Genomic DNA, 19,173 nt, shown 5'->3' with positions numbered 1-19,173 from the left:
GTCAGTCCCCCTCTCGCTGCTTCATAACGTCCATAAATTCATCAAAAAGATTATTGGTTTCATCCGGCCCCGGCGCACCATCCGGGAAAAACTGCACAGAAAACGCCGGATATTGGCGATGCCGCAATCCTTGCACCGTACCGTCAAGCATATCGACGTAGGTAATAAAAAGCTGTGAGCGATCGACTGAGTTGCGCCGAATCACATAGCCTTCACCTTGCGAAGCAAAGACGATATGATCGGTAATAATCTCTCTGATTGGGTGATTCATACCATGGTGCTCGGTTGCCAAGCGCTCGACCTTGCAGCCATTGGCCAGGGCAAACAGCTCATGACCTAGGCCAATGGCAAATAGTGGTACCTTAGCCTCAACCTGTCTGATCATTTCCAGCACTGAACGCTTCAAAGATTCTGGATTGCCTGGACCACTGGATAGGACAACGCCATCCGGATCAAGCCGTAAAATATCGTCAACGCTGGCTGTGTATGGTAATACGGTTACGTTGCACTTGCGCCGCGAAAGCTCTCTTAAGATCCCGTTTTTAAGACCAAAGTCAATCACGACCACGCTTAAACCAATATCAGGATTAGGAAACGGCTTTGGCGTAGCAACCTGGGCCACCTGCTGATTGGTCAAAACGGTGGCATGCAGCTGATCAAACGCATGATCATCAGGAACTGGCACGATGCTGCCCTTCATCGGCTTGCCAATCTTGCGCAGATGTCTGACAATGGCCCGCGTGTCAACGTTGGTCACGCCTGGAATGTTCATCTGCTTGAGATACTGATCCAAAGTCGTGCCATGCCGACGCTCCTTTAATGGTGCCAGATTGCGGCAGACAACACCCTTGATTGAAGGCACAATCGACTCATAGATGTTGCGCTGAATTCCATAGTTGCCAATATTGGGGTTGGTAAAAACGACGATTTGATTATGGTAGATTTGGTTGGTAATGATTTCTTGATATCCCGTCATGCTGGTATTAAAAACCATCTCGCCAAACGTTACGGCAGGCGAGCCAAATCCCTCACCCTCAAAGATGGAGCCATCCTCAAATATCAAATATCTTGCTGTCATCCAATCTCATCTCACTTTGCAGCCGCCAATTGTCTATTCATCCCGGCGGTCAGTTTTGTCTAAATGCTCAAGCATCTTGGTAAAATAGTCTGGTAATGGTGCGGTAAAAGTCATCTCCTGACCGGTCCGTGGGTGTTTAAAGCCCAGCAAGCCCGCATGCAGATACTGTCCTGGTCCAGCCAGCGTCTTACGCGGTCCATACAAGGGATCGCCAGCCAATGGATGGCCGATATAGGCCATGTGAACCCGTATCTGGTGCGTACGGCCAGTTTCCAGACGGCATTTAACCAAGGTATAGTGCCGGTAACGCTTCACTACCTCAAAATGCGTAACGGCATGGCGGCCATCCATTACGACGGCCTGCTTCTTGCGGTCTTTTTTAGATCGACCCAGTGGCGCATCAATTGTCCCCTGGTCTTCTTTGATTACTCCATGAACCAGTGCGGCATACTCACGCTGGTTAGTCTTGGCCTTTAGCTGGGCGGCCAGACTACGATGAGCCAGATCATTTTTGGCCACCATCAAAAGTCCCGAGGTGTCCTTATCGATGCGGTGCACGATACCAGGTCGAAACTCGCCGTTGATTGTTGAAAGCGGCGAATGGTAAAGCAATGCATTGACCAGGGTATGCCCAGGATGCCCAGGAGCAGGGTGTACCACCATCCCCGCTGGCTTGTTGACAACGATTACGTCATCATCTTCATAGACAATATCTAAAGGGATATCTTCCGGCTCTAGATCAATCGTTTGTGGTGCTTCAGGAATGATTTTGACCACATCGCCGGCTTTTAGCTTATACTTGGTTTTAACGACCTGACCATTGACGGTTACATGGCCATCTTCAATCCATTTTTGCAGTTGCGAGCGGGAAACGTCGCTTAAAAAATGGCCTAAAACCTTATCAATGCGACCAGTCAGATCCGCGTCAATCTCGATTTGTCGTTCTTCGTTCATTTGTGATCATCCTCTTTCAGTACTACGATCAGCATGATAAACACGCCGATCGTCAGACAGGCATCAGCAACGTTGAAGACTGGAAAATTGACGTTTTGCAGCGCAAACATGTCCACCACATACCCTTGGCTGAGCCGATCAATAAAGTTGCCGACCGCGCCGGCCATAATCAAAGACAGTCCCGTCATCATCCAGGCTGCGGTTTTATTTTTCCACATCAGCCAAGCAACTACGATAATAGCAATTACCGTTATGATCGCAAAGAACCATTGGCGTCCCTCCAGCATGCTCCAGGCAGCCCCGGTATTATGCAGATTATCCAGATCAAGCAGCCCCGGTATCAAGGTTTTGCTGCTGTTTAAAGGAATATTTTGAGTAACCCAGTGCTTAACTGCTTGATCAATCGCCACCAAGGCAACAATCAAAACCAGGTGCCATGGCAATAACGACTTGTTTTTTATATGCTTTCGTTTGGCCTTACTCATGATCTTTTTTCACCGCGTTGCCTAGAGTAATCTTTAGCGAATTAATCGAGCGCGCCGAAAACGTAAACGTCATGACCTCACCATTAACCGTCATTGTCAGCGTATGCTTGGTAAAGCGTGGCTGGCGAATGTCCTTTAGTGGAATCACCAAAAAGCGGTTCTGCAGCATCCGGTCAAATACCATTTTGGTTGGCGTAACCAAAACTGAGCGACGACCGATCGCCAAAACTGCTAGAATAATAAAGATCGCCAAAAGCAAGGCCGTAATCCAGTTAAAATGGGTAATTTCAAGCCAGACCACGACACCGGCGATCCCAATTAAAAGCAACCAGCACCATTGAATCGTGGCCGTGGTTAAATCCGGCTGATAAAAGTAGCGTTTTTCTTCTTCCAAAAATTTCACTCCCTAATCAATTCCGAGGTAATCAAATGATCAAATTATATACCGATGCTGCTACCAAAGGTAATCCGGGCCCAACCGGACTGGGAATCCTAATCGTCAAAGATGGCAATCAGCAACAGCTTAAGTCTTTTTTGCCGCTTGCTTCCAATCATCAAGGTGAATTCGCCGCGGCAATTCAAGGTTTTTCCTATTTAAAAAAGCATTTTTCCAATCAAGAAACCGTACTGTTTTATACCGACAGTCGTCTATTAAGCGATGCCGTAGGTAAGGAACATGCGCGTCACTATGAAAAAGAATTGGACGAGCTTTTGGCCAGCATGGACGATTTTAAAACCGTCGTCGTCCAGTGGGTTCCCGAAAAAGAAAACCTAGGTGCTCACCAATTGGCTAATCAAGCTTTACATGAGCAGACTAATCAAGCTGACCATCAGTAATCAGTATAACAAACTTTGTCCAGTTCTGATCAATAATCCACTGGTCGCAATAATTTCTTAACCGCCCTCATCTTACTATATGTAAATTAAGTATTCATGCATTATTTTTAGTCAAAAAATCGCCCCGCCTTGCAGACAGGACGATTTTTTCGACTATTTGGGTTACTCAATTACAATGTAGGATTTGATCGTCTTACGGTCAGCCATATCTTGGTAGGCCTCATTGATTTGGTCCAACGTGTAGGTTTTGGTAAATACCTTGCCTGGATTGATCTGACCATCCAAAACCGCCTTTAAGAGCACGTTTTTGTCATAGGTCGTTACACTTGCTGAACCACCTGTCAAAGCAATATTGCGGGCAAACAGCGTGAATGGATCAACATTGCCATGAGGTACGCCAATGCGACTGACGTGACCACCATTATGAACGACCGCCAGACATTGATTGATCGAGGCTTCAGAACCAACGCAGTCCAAGGCTGCATCAGCCCCGCCACCAAGCAGCTCTTTGACTTTTTGCGCGCCTTCTTCGCCACGTTCAGCAACATAGGCCGTTGCACCAAATTCCTGGGCCAGTTTTTGCCGATCCTCATGCCGACTCATAATTACAACTTGTGAGGCACCCATCATCTTGGCTGCAATCACGGCACATTGACCAACCGCGCCATCACCAACAACGACAACGCGGTCACCATGCTTGACCTCAGCCGTTCTGGCAGCATGGTAGCCGGTTGCCATGACATCGGCCAGCGTCATAAATGATTTCATCATCCCTTCACTGTAGTCGGCTGGCTGACCAGGAATCTTGACCAGTGCCCAGTTGCCATAAGTAAACCGAATATATTCAGATTGAAAGCCATTGCTCCAGTTGGAATAGCCCTGGTGCTCATCACAGGTTCCGTCATAGCCAGCCAAACAGGCAGCACAATGTCCACAGCCATGCGTGAACGGCGCAATGACAAAATCACCTGGCTTGACCGTCGTAATTGCACTGCCAACTTCTTCAACGATGCCCAGCGCCTCATGACCGTCATTGATGGAGTTCTTCTCTTTTGCATCGCCTTGTGAATAGGACCACAGATCCGATCCACAAACACAGGTGCGAATCACGCGAATGATCACATCATCATCTGCCTGCAGCGTTGGCTTTGCAACTTCTTTGATTACCATTTTGCCAGGTTCTGCAAAGATTGCTGTTTTCATAATGGTTCCTCCTTTTTGGATCATCAACGCATCTAATCATCATTACAGGATTATCATATTCCTTAAAGTGTACTTTAAGTCAACCCCAAGCAAAACGACCCGCCTAATATTAGACGAGTCGTTTTAATTATAGTGCCTGCGTGGCAAATGAGCGGCTCTCCAAGGCCTTGAGCAGCGCGTTGACGGTATCCAGTGCCGTCAGCAGCGGAATATTATGCTCAATGGCCGTTTGCCGAATCACAAAGCCATCCGAAGCCTTTTCATAGTCATGCTCCATGGTATTGATAACCAGATCCACGTCATTGTTCTTTAACACGTCTAAAATGTTGGCCCGTTTGGTATCTGCTTCATGCAGCTTGCCAACCGTCGTAACGTGCAGACCGTTTTGCTTCAAGAAGTCCGCCGTGCCATCTGTCGCCAAAATCCGGTAGCCGATCTTGGCAAAGCGCTTGGCTAGTGGCAGAATTACTTCCTTGTCGCGGTCCTCAATCGTCAGCAGCACGTTGCCATAATCCGGCAGATGCATCTTGGCGCCTTCAAATGCTTTGTAAAGTGCCTTTTCAAACGTGTAGTCGCTGCCCATGACCTCACCAGTAGACTTCATCTCAGGCCCCAAGTAGCTGTCAACATCATCCAGCTTATTAAAGCTAAAGACGGGGGCCTTGACATGAATGGTCTTGGATTCTGGGTACAGTCCATCCTCATACCCCTGGCTGGCCAGCGACTCGCCTAAGATTACGCGAGTTGCTACTTGAGCCATTTCGATACCGGTAATCTTGCTTAAAAATGGAACCGTCCGGCTGGCCCGTGGATTAACTTCCAAGACATAGGCCTCATGGTTATGAATAATGAATTGAATGTTCATGATCCCAACGCACTTTAAGGCTACGCAGAGTTTCTTGGTAGCGGCCACGATCTGCTGCTTAATGTCGTCATCAAAGCTTTGAGGCGGATAAACAGCCATCGAATCCCCAGAGTGAACGCCGGCCCGCTCGATATGCTCCATGATCCCTGGCAAAAGCACTTCTTTGCCGTCACAGATGGCGTCAACCTCGCATTCACGCCCTTCCAGGTAGGCATCGACTAAAATTGGATGATCTTCAGCGGCTGGTGCGTTTTGGCTGAGATATTCATGCAGCTCTTTTTCGTTATATACGATCTCCATTGCCTTACCGCCTAAAACATAACTTGGCCGAACTAACACTGGGTAGCCAATCTCCTTGGCCGCTTTTAAGACGCCTACTCCAGTCGTGGCCGTTAAACCAATCGGCTGTTTCAACTGCAGATCCTTGATGACCTGATCAAAGACTTCCCGGTCCTCGGCAGCATCCAGATCCTTAACTGTGGTTCCCAGAATCTTGACGCCATGCTCAGCCAGGCCAGCTGCCAGATTAATCGCCGTCTGACCACCAAACTGAACGATGACACCCATTGGCTTTTCCAGATCAATTACATTTAAGACATCTTCTAGTGTCAACGGCTCAAAGTAAAGCTTGTCGGAAACCGAAAAGTCGGTAGAGACCGTCTCAGGATTGGAATTCATGACAATGGCCTCATAGCCCAAACGTTGAATCGCCTTGACACTGTGAACGGTCGCATAGTCAAACTCAACCCCCTGCCCGATCCGGATTGGACCCGAGCCAATTACCAGAACGGATGGCCGCTCACTTTTGACGCTTTCGTTTTCATGATCATAGGTACTGTAGAAATAAGGGGTCTGTGATTCAAACTCGGCTGCACACGTATCCACCATCTTGTAGACCGGTACGATGCCGTTTTGCAATCGCAGTTGCCGCACACTGTCGGCATCAGTCTGCCACAGATCGGCAATTGTTGGATCAGAAAAGCCGTATTGCTTGGCCGGTTTTAACGTTGCGGCATCGTTAGGATTTTCTTTGATCTGTTCTTCTAATTCAACGATGTGCTTAATGATATCCAAGAAATAGACCGTAATCTTGGTTAATTCATGCAGGTCCGCCAGACTGTAGCCACGCCGCAGCGCCTCAGCCAAATAAAAGATGCGATCGTCTTGAACATGTACCAGCTTATCTTCTAATTCGGTATCGGTTGCCTGCTGAGCCGCTTTTGAAAACAGGTCTTTTTGATCGATTTCCAAAGAACGAACGGCTTTTTGAAAGGCCTCTTCACAATTGCGCCCGCTTGCCATGACCTCGCCAGTGGCTTTCATTTGGCTGCCTAAGCGGCGATCGGCATGGGTAAACTTATCAAAGGGCCAGCGTGGGATCTTGCAGACTACGTAGTCTAAGGCCGGTTCAAATTCAGCAAACGTCGTCCCGGTAACCGGGTTTTTGATTTCATCTAAAGTCAGACCAACGGCAATCTTCGCAGCCATCTTGGCAATCGGATACCCAGTCGCCTTGGAGGCCAGGGCCGAGGAACGCGATACCCGCGGATTAACTTCGATTACGTTGTATTGATAGCTGTTGGGATCCAATGCCAGCTGAACGTTGCAGCCCCCCTCAATCTTAAGCGCCCGAATCAACTTGAGCGCGCAGTCACGCAGCATCTGATATTCACGGTCGGAAAGCGTCTGACAAGGTGCAAACACGATCGAATCGCCAGTGTGAATACCAACCGGATCAAAGTTTTCCATGCAGCAGACCACCATGGCATTGTCAGCGGCGTCACGCATTACCTCAAATTCGATTTCTTTATAGCCGGCAATCGATTTTTCAATCAAACACTGCGTTGCTGGTGACAAATCAAGGCCGTTGGCGGCAATGGCCTTTAATTCATCGTCATTATGGCACATGCCACCACCAGTGCCACCCATCGTAAACGCAGGCCGTACAATGACTGGATAGCCAATCTCATGAGCAAACTCAAGGGCCTCATCAACCGTGGCCACCGTCTTGGAGGCAGGCACGGGCTCGTTTAAACGCTGCATCAGCTCTTTGAATTTTTCCCGGTCCTCGGCCTCATCAATCGAATCCAACTTGGTACCCAGCATCTGAATGTTCAATTCATCCAAGATCCCCGTCTTGCCCAGCGCCACTGCCAGGTTCAAGCCGATCTGTCCCCCCAGCGTTGGCAAAATGGCATCGGGGTATTCCTGGCGAATGATGCGTGACACTGATTCGACTGTCAAAGGTTCAATATAAACATGATCAGCAATCTCGGTATCCGTCATGATCGTTGCCGGATTAGAGTTAACCAGTACCGTTTCATAGCCTTCCTCGCGCAATGCCATGCAGGCCTGGGTTCCTGAGTAGTCAAACTCGGCTGCCTGACCAATGATGATTGGACCAGAGCCGATTACCAAAATTTTATGAATATCTGTCCGTTTAGGCATTGGTGCGTGCTTCCTTTCGTTGATCTACCATACTGATAAAGTCGTCAAACAAACCGTCGGCATCATGCGGACCCGGGGCGGCATCTGGGTGAAACTGAACCGAGAATGCCGGATATTGACGATGCCGCAGTCCTTCAACGGTACCGTCGTTGATCTCGATATGCGTAATCATCAGCTTTTCTTTATCGATTGAAGCTGGATCAACCGCGTAACCATGATTCTGTGAAGTAAAGACGATCTGACCAGAGGCGATGTCTCTGACTGGATGATTGAATCCGCGGTGACCAAACTTCATCTTGTAGGTGCTGGCACCATTGGCCAAGGCAAAAATCTGATGTCCCATGCAGATACCAAAGACCGGCAGATGCTTTTCAATCTCAGCAACCATTTTGGCAGCCGCTGTCATTTCCTCGGGGTTGCCAGGGCCATTCGAAAGCAGCACGCCATCAGGATGCAGATTTAAAATCTCTTGAGCAGTTGTTGAATATGGCACCACGATCGTATTACAGTCTCGTTTTGCCAGTTCGCGCAAAATACTGTGCTTGGCCCCAAAGTCAACGACCACGATATTGCGCTTGGTCCCAGGATTAGGATAAAGCGTCTTGGTTGAGACTTGGCTGATAATGCCTTGGGTTGGGTTTTGCGTCTTTAATTCATCAATCAGGCTGGCTGCATTTTCGATTGAGTCGACGATTCGTCCTCGCAGCGTGCCGAAATGCCGCAGCTTGCGGACCAATTCACGTGTATCGATGCCCTGCAGTCCTGGAATGTTCATCTTTTCCAAAAAGCCCGGCAGAGTATCCTGCATGCGCCAGTTGCTTGGAATACGGGCTACTTGCCGACAGATGACGCCCTTGATCTGTGGCTGCAGCGATTCAAAATCGTCCAGCGTTACGCCATAGTTGCCGATCAGTGGATTGGTAAATACCAGGATCTGATTGGCATATGATTGATCGGTAATCGCTTCTTGATAACCAGTCATCCCCGTGGTGAAGACGACTTCGCCCGTGGTTTGAACATCGGCACCGAAGCCTTCGCCCTCATAGATTGAGCCATCCTCCATAATCAAATAACGTTTCATTGCAATCTCCCTTTTCTAAACGATCTCAATCAAGCCCGTGCCATTTCGTTTTGCTTGATTAAAACGACGCTGTCTTGACCATCAATCTCGCTTACATTAACCTTTACGCGCTCCTGCATGGACGTAGGAATGTTCTTGCCGACAAAGTCAGGTCGAATCGGCAGCTCACGATGTCCCCGATCCACCAGTACCGCCACCTGCACTCTTTGTGGCCGTCCCTGGTCCATAATGGCATCCAATGCTGCTCGTGTCGTGCGGCCGGTAAAGAATACGTCATCGACCAATACCACGCGCTGATCGTTGATGTCGGCACCCAGCTTTAGATCTTCATTGCTAACGGTCGGTCGTCGATCATCGCGATAGTTGGTAACGTCCAGCTCACCAACCGGTACCTGCACGTTTTCCAGTTTCTGCAGCTGATCGGCAATGCGGCGCGCCAAATAGACTCCCCGCGTCTTGATCCCAACCAGAACCAGATTCTGCGTACCCTTATTGCTTTCGACAATTTCGTAGGTGATTCGCGTTAAGGCCCGTTTCATGGCCATCGCATCATAAAATTCTTTCATTTCGCCAAACTCCTTACAAAATTTGTCCAATAAAAAAAGCACTGCCTCACGACTCGTGAACCAGTGCTCCAACATATTGTTTAAAAAACGCGACCAAACGTCGACCAAATTTAAACGATACTGCCTTGCTAGCCTCACGGGACTAAATTTAAAGGACATATAGATTGTTATTTAATTTAATGGATAGCTATGCGTTTGTCAAGCATATTTCTGAAATTAATGATTATTGTTTCAGAATCAAGCGCTTACATATTAATCCAAAAAAACGTTTTTTTAGACCTTATACGCTTAAATTTGACCATCTTTTTGCATTTGTCTTTGCTGATATTCTCATTTATTTAAATAAATTAAATCATTTTACTTTGATTGTTTAATGATTTTTATTCATTTTTTATACATCAGTAGATATTAAAAAAGCCCGATGCAATTTCGCATCAGACTTCTTGATTACTCGGTATAGTAAAGCAGACAGCAGGCACCTAGGCCCGTGTGCGTGGCAATAATTGGTACCGTTTCACGAACAACGATTGGCAGATCGGGGCAGATTGCCTGAACCTTTTCTTTTAAGCGCTCAACTTCGCTCATCCCCTCAACGTGTGAGATACCAACGCCTAAAACTTTAGGGCCATTTGCCATCTCATCTAAGATCTTGTCCCATTCCTTATGAATGGCTTTCATCCCGCGGCCTTTAGAAGCCACGTGAATCTCACCATCATAGACTTGGAGCATAACCTTAATATTCATAAAGCGCGACAGGGCGCCGGCAAATTTGCTGATTCGGCCACCCGCAACCAGGTTGTCGAGATTGTCGATTGCCAGATAAAGCTTACTCTTTTGAAAGACGTCTTTCATCTTGGCAATTGCATCAGCAACCGTTCCGCCATTCTCAATGACTTTAGCGGCTTCAATAATTTGAAACGCCATGCAGCGATCAGTAGTTTGACAATCATAAACCGTTACCTTGGTCTTGGTCATGTTGGCAGCCTGCTCCGCCGCATGAACCGTACCGCTGATTGAAGCCATCATCGTCACGCACAGCACCTCGCTGCCATCAGCTCCTGCCTGGTCAAAGGCATCAACGAACTTGCCAATCGGCGGCTGTGAAGTCTTAGGTAGCGACTTGGCATTTTTCATCATCGTTGGGAACTGATCATTGGTGATCGTTTCTCGTTCAACGTAAACCGTCCCGTCAATCATTACTGACAGCGGTACGATCGTAATATCATATTTCTTAATTTCTTCGTCGGTAAGGCCAGCTGAAGAGTCAGCCACAATTTTAATCTTTGACATGGAAATTACCCACTTCCTGATCAAGTTTGATATAATGTATCTAGTATCGAAAACTAGATACATTATTTTTAAGACTAAATACATTATAAACTTAGTCTACTGGGCTTGCAAACCGCCTTTATAATTAACTTTAGTATAGCAGAAATACCGGCTGATTTCACCGCCGAGCACTTTGCGAAAGGAGCCATCTGTTTTCAATGAAAAACTCAACATCACGTCACCAAACGCTTTTGATTGAGATTGCCAATGCCATTACGCACGGGGTTGGTGCCGCCTTAGCCATTGCCGGGCTGGTAATTTTGATCGTGCGCGCTGCCCATACCGGTAATCCAATGCGCATCGTTACCTTTTCGATCTACGGAGCCGCTTTGGTACTGTTCTTTTTGGCCTCAACGCTGTTTCACTCACTGATCTTCACACGTGCCAAACGCGTTTTTCAGATTCTGGACCATGATATGATCTATCTGGTGATCGCTGCCAGCTACACGCCTTATTGTCTGGTTGCCATTAAAGGCTGGCAGGGCTGGACGCTGTTTGGCATCATTTGGGCCATGGCTGCCTGCGGTATCGTCTATAAAAGCATCTGGTTTCAAAAGAAAAGCAAATGGTCAACGATTTTTTACGTGATTATGGGCTGGATGTGCGTACTGGCATTCTGGCCGCTGTGGCATGCATTGGGACCGGTTGGCTTTGGTCTGCTTTTGGCAGGCGGCATCACCTATACTCTGGGTGCTCTGCTCTATAGCATGCCAACGCGCTACACGCATCTGATCTGGCATCTTTTCGTTATGGTCGGCACGGTATTCATCTACTTTTCAATTTTGTTTTACGTTTAGTTCTTAACCCAGTGCTCAAAGCGACAGTCAGGAATCTTTTCTGGCTGATCGCTTTTTATTTTTTCAGTATCAACCAGGTGCCAAGCCTGATAGTCAATTTCCGGCATCTTGGTATCACCGCCAAAACGCTGCTCAACAACCGTGCGATAAAGATCCCCCGCCATTGGCAGCAAGTTTTGATAAATCTGCGCCCCACCGATAACAAAGCAGTGCTGATCTGCCAATCGATCATTGAGCAATTTCTGCAGCTCATCAACACTGTGAATTACCGTAATCCCAGAATCGTCAAGCTCTTGATGAGTCAAGACAATGTTTTCACGCTTGGGCAGCGGCCGGCCAATCGACTTAAACGTATTGGCTCCCATAATAACGGGATGATTGAGCGTAACGGCCTTAAAATGCTTCAGATCGGCTGGCAAATGCCATGGCATAGTACCATTTTTGCCGATATAGCCATCTGGATCCTGGGCCCAGATAAAGTCAAGCTGATTCATAAAAACACCTCTTAGACGGCTACTGGAGCCTTGATACCGGCCTCATGCTCATAGTTTTCCAGCTTGATGTCGGTCATTTCGTATTGATCAACCGGCTTAGGATCATCGGGCAAAATCAGTTTTGGTGCTGGATGTGGCGTCCGGGAAAGCTGTTCTTTGATCTGATCGATATGGTTGCTGTAGATGTGGGCATCCCCTAATGTGTGCACGAACTCGCCCACGCCCAGACCACACTCTTTGGCAATCATGTGGGTCAAAAGCGCGTAGCTGGCGATGTTGAACGGCACGCCCAAAAAGATGTCGGCACTGCGTTGATACAGCTGACAACTCAGCTTGCCGTCATTGACGTAGAACTGAAACATCGTGTGACAAGGTGGCAATGCCATGCTGTCAACATCTTCAGGATTCCAGGCCGAAACGATCATCCGCCGTGAATCCGGCGTCGTCTTGATCTGTTCAATGACTTTGGCAATCTGATCAATGTAATGTCCATCACTGGTCTTCCAATGGCGCCATTGTGAACCATAGACCAATCCTAAATCACCATATTTTTTAGCAAACTCGTTATCGTTTAAGATACGCTCACAAAAGGCATTCTTCTCAGCCAAATAAACCTTTTTAAATTCAGGATCCTTTAACCAGCGGTGACCGAAGTCCGTCATATCAGGGCCCTTGTATTCCGGACTTTCAACCCATTTTTTAAAGGCCCATTCATCCCAGATATGATTTTTATGCTGCAGCAGGAAGCGAATATTGGTATCACCGCGCAAAAACCACAACAACTCGCTTTTTACCAGGCCAAATGGAACAAACTTGGTGGTCAGAATCGGAAAGCCGGCGTTGAGGTCAAAATGCATCTGATAGCCAAATACTGAGCGCGTCCCCGTTCCTGTCCGGTCGCTTTTTTCGTGGCCATGTTCCAGCACATAGCGAGCCAGATCCAGGTACTGCTGCTCATTATCATTGATTGCCATGTCTTATCTTCCTTTCAATCATCAAATAAGTTTCATTCTAGCACATCACTGTGATAGGCGCGTCTATTTTACTATTCATCTACGAATTCGCTAAGATACTCCCAGCGTTCGGTCTTGTCTGCCAAGGCTTTTTGCACTTCATTCAATTCTTTTTGCAGCTCAGCCAACTTGGCATAGTTGTCACCATTTGCGGCCATTTTATTTTCGATTTGTTTTTGACGTTCGTCTAGCTGATCGATCTCTTCGTCAATATGGTCCCATTCCAGTTTTTCAGCATAGGTCAGTTTGGTCTTAGCCTTGTTTTCTTTAACAGGCTTAACGGCAGCTGCCGTTTTCTTAGCGGCTGCCTTGGCTGCGGATTTGGCCGCCTGAGCTGCCTGAGCATCGGCCTGGGCCTTTTTGAGATATTCTGTGTAATAGCCGCGATAGCGTTCAATCTTACCCTGACCATGGAAGATCAGCAGGTTGTCGGCTACCTTGTCCAAGAAGTAGCGGTCGTGAGAAACGGTAATGACCGTACCTGCAAAGTCGTCTAAATAGTCTTCCAAAACAGTCAGTGTGCCGATATCCAAATCATTGGTCGGTTCATCCAACAGCAGAACGTTTGGCTGCTGCATCAAGATCTTTAACAGATACAGCCGCCGTTTTTCACCACCAGAAAGCTTACGAATCAAGGTACCATGCATGAAGCGTGGGAACAAGAAACGCTCCAGCAGCTGCGTGACGTTGACGTGATTGCCATTTTTATCAACCACGTCATCGGCAACCTCGCTCAGATAACTGATCATGCGCTTGTCGTCATCAATGCCTTCCGTCTGCTGTGTATAGTATCCCAGCTTAACGGTCTCGCCAATCTTCAAAACGCCAGAATCAAGCTTGGTCCGACCCGCGATCACATTTAAAAGCGAGGTCTTGCCGGCACCATTTTCACCAGTAATGCCGATCCGATCGCCGGCTTGCACCAGCCAGTCAAAGTCGTTTAAGATTTCATGATTACCATACTTTAGATTGGCATGCTGCATTTCAATAACGTCTTTGCCCAATCGCTGCGAGCCTAGTTCAATTGAGATATCCTCATCGACTTTCAGCTTGCCCAGATTGTCCTTGAGCTCGTTAAAACGATTAATGCGTCCTTTTTGCTTGGTTGAGCGAGCCTTGGCACCATGCCGCATCCAGGCCAGTTCTTTTTTGTAAAGGGCCTGCCGCTTACGCTCGCCTTCCTGCGCTAATTCAACCCGTGTCGCTTTTTGAGCCACAAAATCTTGATAGTTGCCGTCATAATGATAAAGTTTGCCAAACGACAGCTCCCAGATATGATTGGCAACCTGATCCAAAAAGTAACGGTCATGCGTAACGACCAGCACGGCCCCGCGATAGCTGGCCAGATAGTCTTGCAGCCACATGATTGAATCAATATCCAAGTGGTTGGTTGGCTCATCCAGCATCAAAAGATCCGGTTCTTGAATCAAAACCTGAGCCAAGCCGACTCGCTTACGCTGACCACCGGAGAGTTCTTTGATCTTTTGATTGGCATCATTGATCTTCAGCTGCGTCAAAATCGTCTTAACGCGACTGTCGGCTTCCCAGGCATCTTCTTGATCCATGGCTGCCTGCATCTTGGTAAAACGATCACTGAGTTTGGAATCTTCGGGATGCGCACTGAAGTCCAGCAAGGCCTTTTCATATTGACGAATCGTTTGAAAGACCGGTTGGCCGCCTGCAAACACGGCATCCATAATTGTCTTTTCCTCGTCTAAGTCAGGCTGTTGCTTTAAATATCCAATCGAATAATCGCTGGGCTTGATGATCTCGCCTGATTCAGCGTTGACTGCCCCACTGATAACGTTTAATAGCGAGGTTTTACCGCTGCCGTTGGTACCGATCAATCCAATCCGATCCTGTTCGTTGATAATAAACGAAACGTCTTTAAACAGCGTTTTTTCGCCATACGTGCTGGTTAGATTTTCAGCTCTTAATGTTTTCATTAATCTTCCTCTTTTGCTAATTGTGCAGCTGCCGCCAACAAAGCATTTTGATCATTGGGCAGACTGCGATCCAAGACCCGCTGCTGCAATTCATGCAAAATCTGCCCCATCTTTGGCCCAGGCTTGACATGCGCCAGTTTGATCAGCTGACCGCCATTAACTGCCAGCTCTTTTGTACTTTTAATCGGCAAAGCCTGATAGCGATCGCGCAAATCAAGTTCTTCTAGGCTGTGGCCAAACATTGCCGCCACGCGATTGGCACTGAGCAGCAGTCGGTCGCCAGTATCAAACAAGAGCTTGGGCGTCAATTGATCGTTTAAGATTGCTTGGACGGCTGGTACGATTTTTTGGACGTCGCTGATCAGATCATTGGATGTCTTCCAAGCCTTTAAAAATGCATTGCGCTGGGGATGATCAAACCGCATGACCTGCATCAGCACTGCCCAGGCTTCGGCTTCGGTTTTCAGATGCCATTGCTTAAGGTCCAAAAGCTGCTCCAGAGCCGTTTTTTGATCGGCCAATCTTGGACAGTAGCGGTATAGATCAGTAACGAGCAGGTCCTTGAGGCCAGCGGTTGGATTTTGACCAAGCAAAAGCTTCTCAAATTCAACGCGAATCCGTTCAATGGCAATCTTTTCTAGAAGCGGTGCATTTTCTTGAATGCCTTGTCTGGTCTTTTCATCAATCTGAAAGTCAAGCTTGCTGGCAAAGCGGACCGCCCGCATCATGCGCAGCGCGTCTTCATGAAAGCGTTCGGCTGGCTCACCGACTGCCTTGATCAAGTGCCGTTTTAAGTCGCCTAGGCCATCAAACAAATCGATGACCTCACCGTTTTCCTTCAATGCCAAAGCATTAATCGTAAAATCACGCCGCCTTAGATCCTCAGCCAGCGAGCGAACGAACGTAACTGAATCGGGACGCCGAAAGTCCTGGTAGCCTGATTCAGTTCGAAAAGTGGTGGTCTCATAGCCAACGCCATGATCCAAAATCATAACCGTACCATGCTCAATACCGGTATCGACCGTACGGGTAAAAATCTGCTTGATTTCAGCAGGATAGGCACTGGTGGCAATATCAATGTCGTGAATCTCATCACCCAAGATCGTATCACGTACGCAGCCACCGACAAAATATGCCTCAAAACCGGCCTGCTCAATGCGCTGTAAAATTGGACGCGCAGGTTCAAAGATGGCCGGTAGTTTCTCGATTTTCACGGATATCATTTCCTTATTGCGTGGATTTGGTTGTCATAACCAGTCCTAACTATTTTAGCAAACTTTAGAGAAGTCGAAAACGAGAACTACGATTTACTATTGATCGGCATTAAACAATACGATAATCCAAATAATAATTGATCAGCCTATCGTGAACCTCAGCCAGATAAATGTCAGGCAATTCTAAGTTTGATTGCTTGCTTTGCGTTTGGTTTGGCGTTATTGTTAAGGTAAATCAATACTGCTTAATTCAAATCAGAAAGGAGCTTACTTTTGGATCAATACCCTTACCAAGCGGCGTTTCATCGTGAATTAAAAGCTAGAGGCCGGGCACCGATGACCATTGATGCCTATGATGCCACACTGCGGCAACTGTTCAACTATTTGGAAGATCAGCGCCCTGGCTATGCCCATGATCCAAGCGCCAAAAACGTTACCGAAACCGACGTCCGGGCCTATCTGAACTGGCTGCGTGATGAGCAAGACATTACGCTGGCAACTTTTAACAAGGTCCTTTCCCAGCTCAGTCGCTATTTCCGCTTTTTGTTTACGCATCAATTAATCGATACCTACCCTACGCTGACCATTCACGGCAAGGCCACCAAGCCCAATCAGCATCTTTCAACTAAGTGGCTGCTTAAATTAGACGATATTTTGGCTGATGATCAGATTCAATACTTTACCCGCGCCGTTTTGTTTTTAAGCAGTCGCGGTTATACGGTCAGCGAGTTTTTGCAGCCGGGCTTTGGCGATGTCTGGCGCAGTCTCCAGCCGAAAAACGAGGCTGAAAAACGATTTATGACGGCATTTGATGAATATATCGCTCCCATCCAGCAGCTGCAGCACTGTCAGGATATTTTTTTAAAGCAGCGACTCAACCGTGAGCATCCCTGGATCAGCAATGCCGGATTGTTCAAATACCTCAAAGCCGATGAGGAATATCTGGGCATCCGCTTGGCACCCAAGTATCTGCATCAAAGCTATATTCTTTATCAGCTTGCCCAGCATCGCAATGCTACGCCCCAAGAGCTGCAGACCATGCTGAGGCTGAATCCACAATCACTGCTCTACTATCAGCGCCTGCTGCTGCAGATCAAATAAACTTTCCAATCAAAAGAGAGTGAGAAAAAACTCCGAAAATCAGCTTGCAACCGATTTTCGGAGTTTGTCTTCGAACCTCCGCAAGGATGGCTAGGTAGTTCAAATACTGATTTATCAGTGTTTGAACTACCAGCCAGCTACTGTGCTGAGGCATTATTATCCATAGAGGTTGAGTTAATTCCCAGCCTCTTTTCAATTACTGCAGCTGTGCATTTTTGACTGGCTGAATCAAAACATTTCTTGATCCAAGCGCTCCTGCATTTCACTGTCGGTAGGATTAAGCCGCACATAATGCTCCAGTTCGTCGATCATTAAGTCGCGCTGACCGGTTTCTTGATAAAAACTGATGAGATTCTTTAAGAAAGCCAGATTCTCATTGTAGCTTGACATCGCCGCTTGGTAGCATTGCCCTGCTAAATCGTATTTCTCCAATGCCTGATATGATACTGCCAGATTCCAGTAGAGCTGCGGATCAACCTCATCATCTTTGATCAGCGGTGCAATCAATTCAACGTTTGCCTGATGCTCACCTTGTTTAACCAACAGATTGCTGTATTCCAAAGTAATCGTCAGATTGTCTGGATCCAGCTCATGGGCTTTTTGCAGATACTTTTGCATCAGTTTGAGATCGTCAACGTGACTGGCCATTTTGGCAGCCAATTCAAAGAGATGCTCGTTGTACTGATCCACGCCGAGTCCTTCTTGAACAGTCTTTAAAGCAGCCTCATACTGCTGCGTCTGCTCATAGGATCGTGCCAATGCTGGATAGGCCGAGGCATACTGATCATCATCTTTGATCAGATCGGTCAGCGTTTGAATCGCATCCTTGTACTCACCCAATTCGAGCTGTGTCAGCCCGGTCTGAAAACGGACGTCGCTGGTCTGATACTCGGGCGCTACTTGTTTGAGATAGCCCAGTGCCTGCTCATAGTGACCGCTTTGAGCATAGGCCATCCCCAGCCGTGCCGCGATATCAACTTTGGCAAATTCAACGGCCCCGGTTTGAATCAAGGCAAAGTAAAATGGAATTGCCTTGTCAAACTGACCAACCAGATAATAAAACTCACCCATGGCAAACAAAACGGCCGGTTCTTCAGGAGCTGCCTGATAAGCCTGTTTGAGCTTGGTCTCAGTTACTTCAAACTGTCCCTCGGTTTGATAAAGATCAGCTGCCACCAATAATGCCTGGACATAGGCTGGTGAGTCCGGCGCAATCTGTGTTAAATAGGCCAGCGCCTCATCGTTGTGACCATTGTCGATGGCAATCTCGGCCAAAGACGTTCGCAATTCATCTTCATCTGGATAGCGCTCCAAAAGCTTCAGATAAGCGCGGCGAGCTTGGGGCATCAATCCCAGTGCATAAAGCTGCTCCGCCAAATTGTACAAAATCTCATCATCGTCTTTGCGTAAGGCCCAGGTGAATTCTTTTTGGGCGGTTTCCATATCGCCATCTTCAATTGCCTGGAGACATTTTTCGGAAAAAGTCACGCTATTTCCCCCTTAATTAATCATGCTTATTTAGTTTAACATAAAATCAGCATCAATCCCTTGTCAAAGCATCGTTGGACCAACTCGACGGTCTAATCTTAGTAATGTTATCCATGATTAAAACGTCATCAAGATTTTGGCAACCGACCCGGCATTGCGTTTCAATTGGTATCATTGCTTTATTATTGCTGTCGCCAGTGCTCACATTCGGCGCGGCGATCTAAAACTACGGCTGACATAAAAAGCGACGACCGTCAAAAACGATCGTCGCTTC

General features: G+C 47.4%; 17 protein-coding genes. 3 read left to right on the top strand and 14 right to left on the bottom strand.

The features are described from left to right. Nucleotide 1: 1 nt before the first annotated feature. Genes QOS03_RS03640 through QOS03_RS03625 form a run of 4 tightly spaced genes read right to left on the bottom strand, consistent with a single transcriptional unit; the run spans nt 2 to nt 2,911 of the window. Complete coding sequence (locus tag QOS03_RS03640; RefSeq protein WP_283575363.1) at nt 2-1,078, bottom strand: carbamoyl phosphate synthase small subunit; 1,077 nt, start codon at nt 1,076-1,078, stop codon at nt 2-4. A gap of 33 nt (nt 1,079-1,111) precedes the next feature. Continuing rightward, on the bottom strand, nt 1,112-2,032 hold the full coding sequence (locus tag QOS03_RS03635; protein ID WP_272216226.1) for an RluA family pseudouridine synthase: 921 nt from the start codon (nt 2,030-2,032) through the stop codon (nt 1,112-1,114). Next, nucleotides 2,029-2,517, bottom strand: coding sequence for a signal peptidase II (gene lspA / locus QOS03_RS03630; protein ID WP_283575362.1), 489 nt, complete (start codon nt 2,515-2,517; stop codon nt 2,029-2,031). The genes QOS03_RS03635 and lspA overlap by 4 nt, the downstream gene beginning before the upstream one ends. Beyond that, nucleotides 2,510-2,911 carry an EbsA family protein gene (locus QOS03_RS03625; RefSeq protein WP_169461534.1) on the bottom strand — a complete coding sequence of 134 codons (402 nt, stop codon included), beginning with the start codon at nt 2,909-2,911 and terminating at the stop codon, nt 2,510-2,512. The genes lspA and QOS03_RS03625 overlap by 8 nt, the downstream gene beginning before the upstream one ends. Nucleotides 2,912-2,946: 35 nt before the next feature. On the opposite strand from QOS03_RS03625, the gene QOS03_RS03620 reads away from it, so the two are divergent. Further along, nucleotides 2,947-3,354 carry a ribonuclease HI family protein gene (locus QOS03_RS03620; RefSeq protein WP_283575361.1) on the top strand — a complete coding sequence of 136 codons (408 nt, stop codon included), beginning with the start codon at nt 2,947-2,949 and terminating at the stop codon, nt 3,352-3,354. Between the two features lie 162 nt (nt 3,355-3,516). Here the strand turns inward: QOS03_RS03620 and QOS03_RS03615 are convergent, their stop codons facing one another. The 5 genes from QOS03_RS03615 to QOS03_RS03595 form a co-directional block, all read right to left on the bottom strand. Next, complete coding sequence (locus tag QOS03_RS03615; protein WP_272216230.1) at nt 3,517-4,557, bottom strand: zinc-binding dehydrogenase; 1,041 nt, start codon at nt 4,555-4,557, stop codon at nt 3,517-3,519. A gap of 127 nt (nt 4,558-4,684) precedes the next feature. Continuing rightward, entirely contained in the window at nt 4,685-7,870 is a 3,186-nt protein-coding gene (gene carB / locus QOS03_RS03610; RefSeq protein WP_283575360.1) for a carbamoyl-phosphate synthase large subunit, read from the bottom strand. Further along, nucleotides 7,863-8,951, bottom strand: a complete 1,089-nt coding sequence (locus QOS03_RS03605; protein ID WP_272216233.1) for a carbamoyl phosphate synthase small subunit — start codon at nt 8,949-8,951, stop codon at nt 7,863-7,865. Before QOS03_RS03605 ends, carB begins: the two co-directional genes overlap by 8 nt. A 29-nt stretch (nt 8,952-8,980) precedes the next feature. Then, nucleotides 8,981-9,517: a bifunctional pyr operon transcriptional regulator/uracil phosphoribosyltransferase PyrR gene (pyrR, locus tag QOS03_RS03600; RefSeq protein ID WP_169461529.1), complete on the bottom strand. Its 537-nt coding sequence runs from the start codon at nt 9,515-9,517 to the stop codon at nt 8,981-8,983. A 447-nt stretch (nt 9,518-9,964) separates the two neighbouring features. Continuing rightward, nucleotides 9,965-10,807 (bottom strand): DegV family protein, encoded by an 843-nt coding sequence (locus QOS03_RS03595; protein WP_056967742.1) that lies wholly within the window; start codon nt 10,805-10,807, stop codon nt 9,965-9,967. A gap of 197 nt (nt 10,808-11,004) precedes the next feature. Between QOS03_RS03595 and trhA the strand changes: the two genes are divergently transcribed. Further along, complete coding sequence (trhA, locus tag QOS03_RS03590) at nt 11,005-11,643, top strand: PAQR family membrane homeostasis protein TrhA (RefSeq protein WP_283575359.1); 639 nt, start codon at nt 11,005-11,007, stop codon at nt 11,641-11,643. Here trhA and QOS03_RS03585 read toward each other — a convergent pair. The 4 genes from QOS03_RS03585 to QOS03_RS03570 all read right to left on the bottom strand — a co-directional run bounded on the left by QOS03_RS03585 (nt 11,640) and on the right by QOS03_RS03570 (nt 16,310). Then, entirely contained in the window at nt 11,640-12,137 is a 498-nt protein-coding gene (locus QOS03_RS03585; RefSeq protein WP_169461526.1) for a dihydrofolate reductase, read from the bottom strand. The genes trhA and QOS03_RS03585 overlap by 4 nt on opposite strands. Nucleotides 12,138-12,148: 11 nt before the next feature. After that, nucleotides 12,149-13,111, bottom strand: a complete 963-nt coding sequence (locus tag QOS03_RS03580; RefSeq protein ID WP_283575358.1) for a thymidylate synthase — start codon at nt 13,109-13,111, stop codon at nt 12,149-12,151. 71 nt (nt 13,112-13,182) lie between these two features. Next, nucleotides 13,183-15,096 (bottom strand): ABC-F family ATP-binding cassette domain-containing protein, encoded by a 1,914-nt coding sequence (locus tag QOS03_RS03575; protein WP_283575357.1) that lies wholly within the window; start codon nt 15,094-15,096, stop codon nt 13,183-13,185. Next, nucleotides 15,096-16,310 (bottom strand): CCA tRNA nucleotidyltransferase, encoded by a 1,215-nt coding sequence (locus QOS03_RS03570; RefSeq protein WP_283575356.1) that lies wholly within the window; start codon nt 16,308-16,310, stop codon nt 15,096-15,098. The genes QOS03_RS03575 and QOS03_RS03570 overlap by 1 nt, the downstream gene beginning before the upstream one ends. A 273-nt stretch (nt 16,311-16,583) precedes the next feature. On the opposite strand from QOS03_RS03570, the gene QOS03_RS03565 reads away from it, so the two are divergent. After that, on the top strand, nt 16,584-17,411 hold the full coding sequence (locus tag QOS03_RS03565; protein WP_240936853.1) for a site-specific integrase: 828 nt from the start codon (nt 16,584-16,586) through the stop codon (nt 17,409-17,411). Between the two features lie 228 nt (nt 17,412-17,639). On the opposite strand, the gene QOS03_RS03560 is transcribed toward QOS03_RS03565, so the two are convergent. Beyond that, a complete protein-coding gene (locus QOS03_RS03560; protein WP_283575355.1) occupies nt 17,640-18,899 on the bottom strand; it encodes a tetratricopeptide repeat protein in 1,260 nt (419 codons plus the stop codon). Between the last annotated feature and the right edge of the window lie 274 nt (nt 18,900-19,173).

Origin of the sequence: Limosilactobacillus pulli, assembly GCF_947381555.1 — a bacterium.
GTDB lineage: Bacteria > Bacillota > Bacilli > Lactobacillales > Lactobacillaceae > Limosilactobacillus > Limosilactobacillus pulli.
Note: the sequence above shows the minus strand (reverse complement) of the source record. Positions and strands in the feature narration are given on the sequence as shown.

Bases quoted from the DNA above. Each gene is read 5' to 3' on its own strand.
- QOS03_RS03620 (WP_283575361.1), top strand. From the start codon at position 2,947: ATGATCAAATTATATACCGATGCTGCTACCAAAGGTAATCCGGGCCCA.
- QOS03_RS03605 (WP_272216233.1), bottom strand. From the start codon at position 8,951: ATGAAACGTTATTTGATTATGGAGGATGGCTCAATCTATGAGGGCGAA.
- QOS03_RS03585 (WP_169461526.1), bottom strand. From the start codon at position 12,137: ATGAATCAGCTTGACTTTATCTGGGCCCAGGATCCAGATGGCTATATC.
- QOS03_RS03575 (WP_283575357.1), bottom strand. From the start codon at position 15,096: ATGAAAACATTAAGAGCTGAAAATCTAACCAGCACGTATGGCGAAAAA.
- QOS03_RS03595 (WP_056967742.1), bottom strand. From the start codon at position 10,807: ATGTCAAAGATTAAAATTGTGGCTGACTCTTCAGCTGGCCTTACCGAC.
- QOS03_RS03635 (WP_272216226.1), bottom strand. From the start codon at position 2,032: ATGAACGAAGAACGACAAATCGAGATTGACGCGGATCTGACTGGTCGC.
- QOS03_RS03580 (WP_283575358.1), bottom strand. From the start codon at position 13,111: ATGGCAATCAATGATAATGAGCAGCAGTACCTGGATCTGGCTCGCTAT.
- trhA (WP_283575359.1), top strand. From the start codon at position 11,005: ATGAAAAACTCAACATCACGTCACCAAACGCTTTTGATTGAGATTGCC.
- QOS03_RS03615 (WP_272216230.1), bottom strand. From the start codon at position 4,557: ATGAAAACAGCAATCTTTGCAGAACCTGGCAAAATGGTAATCAAAGAA.
- pyrR (WP_169461529.1), bottom strand. From the start codon at position 9,517: ATGAAAGAATTTTATGATGCGATGGCCATGAAACGGGCCTTAACGCGA.
- carB (WP_283575360.1), bottom strand. From the start codon at position 7,870: ATGCCTAAACGGACAGATATTCATAAAATTTTGGTAATCGGCTCTGGT.
- lspA (WP_283575362.1), bottom strand. From the start codon at position 2,517: ATGAGTAAGGCCAAACGAAAGCATATAAAAAACAAGTCGTTATTGCCA.
- QOS03_RS03640 (WP_283575363.1), bottom strand. From the start codon at position 1,078: ATGACAGCAAGATATTTGATATTTGAGGATGGCTCCATCTTTGAGGGT.